The sequence below is a fragment of the Nostoc sp. LEGE 06077 genome (assembly GCF_015207705.1).
Lineage (GTDB): Bacteria > Cyanobacteriota > Cyanobacteriia > Cyanobacteriales > Nostocaceae > Nostoc_B.
In genome coordinates, this window is record NZ_JADEWI010000121.1 from 1 (window position 1) to 1,643 (window position 1,643).

Genomic DNA, 1,643 nt, shown 5'->3' on the forward strand with positions numbered 1-1,643 from the left:
TAGGGTGTTGATTTTGTTGGAGAAACCCTCAAAATTTATCATGCAATTTCTGTGTCGCCAGTTGAGACAGAAAACAAAATTCTTCTTTTCGAGAGCATGGATTGACCAAAAACTTGAGCCGCCCAGTCTTCAACATCTAAAAAACGGACTGTTTCTAATGCTTCTTTCACAAGAGTAGTTGTTAAATTCATAGTTGATAAACAAATACTCAAAAACATTTGACCTATTTGTTTAAAAGGAGAACGAGAAGAAAATTGCTTGTATTTTCCAAATAGCGATTCCAAGACATCCGTTGTAGCTAATAATGTTTGTCCTGGTTGAATAAAAGAAAGTTCCTGTGTTAAATAGCTCAGAATTTTTTGTGCAAACTCTTCTGGATAATTCACAAGCGTTGTTAAGTGTTGTTGTATTATGCTGAAAGTTTCTTGATTTAGCCCACACAATTTAATTTGAGTTTCTACAAAGCGTGTTATTTGAACCATTTGCTTCCAATTTATTAGTGAGTCTTGGTAAGCAGCCAACCATGTAAATTTCTCTTTCAATTTACTATATAAAATATCTGGTTCTGTATTTGGTATTAAATCTCTTAAAATATCTAATGGTGAATTTAGCAGATATAAAGCCCAATTTACGAGTTTTTCTAAGTTAAAGTAACGACATTGTGAGCGTTGAGAGGGCGGAGATAAGAAAGATAGTTCAGTTTGTTGCAGTTGTTTTCGACATTGACTACATTGCTGTATAAAAGACTGATATTTATCAGAACTATGTAATTCATGCTTGAGTAATAAAGCCATTGCATGAGTTACATCATAGGTATAAATTACATCAGGATGATTTTGTTGATATAGTTTAATTCCCTTTTGAATATCACTTCCGTGGTCAGCAATTATTTGTCGAGGACAACCACATTTGAGGCTAACTTCCGTCAATTTCTCTTGGATGAGTTCACCTCTGGTTGAACGCATAATTTCTAATGCCAGAATTTGAACATCCTGATGCTGTAATCCTCTTCTTAGCGGCAAGATTTCTTCTTCTAGCTTTTGTTGTGAAACTCCTAAAATTACCAGTCCTTTTTCGGTTCCTAATTCTACAGTTAAATCAACAATAAAAATCCAGTCATCTCTTGTTTCTTTCTTTCTGGCTAGTTCAAAAAAGCCAATTCTCCCTAACCATTTCCTAATACTACTAAAGCTGGGAGTCTCCTGTGTAAACAATTCTTTGTACAAATCAAAGGTCTTCTCGACTCCTCTATAACTATTGCCACACTCTATAACCTGTTGCACTGAAATCTGAATAGTTTCGACTGAATAATGATGCCCCTTGGCGACTAATTCTTCTTTTGAGTCAATCTCTTTTTTTTTCCTGGACTGTCTCTATATTTGCTTTTTGTAGTTTTTCTTCAGCAATTTTGGCTCGATTCTTCCAATAATCTCTTGATGCGGATAAATCTCTCACTTTTATTTCTAATGCTCTCAGTTTTTTTTGCTTTTCCAAGGCTCTCTGTTTCCAATTGTCTCGACCCTTGTGAAATAGCCTTGCCAACCGACTGCTTGGGCTTTTAAACTCTTGCATTGACTTTGAGTTCGTTACATAGTTCTTGCATGAGAAGCTACCATCATCAAGCTCTCAAAGTCAACACCCTA

At 35.3% G+C, this 1,643-nt stretch carries 2 protein-coding genes; both read right to left on the reverse strand.

The features are described 5' to 3' along the window. Nucleotides 1-38 precede the first annotated feature (38 nt). Entirely contained in the window at nt 39-1,283 is a 1,245-nt protein-coding gene (locus tag IQ244_RS32140; protein WP_193900703.1) for a hypothetical protein, read from the reverse strand. Nucleotides 1,284-1,344: 61 nt separating this feature from the next. Next, nucleotides 1,345-1,572 (reverse strand): hypothetical protein, encoded by a 228-nt coding sequence (locus IQ244_RS32145; RefSeq protein WP_193900704.1) that lies wholly within the window; start codon nt 1,570-1,572, stop codon nt 1,345-1,347. Nucleotides 1,573-1,643: the final 71 nt, after the last annotated feature.

What these genes read in the sequence shown, in the direction of transcription:
- IQ244_RS32145 (WP_193900704.1), bottom strand. Translation starts at nt 1,572, where the DNA reads ATGCAAGAGTTTAAAAGCCCAAGCAGTCGGTTGGCAAGGCTATTTCAC.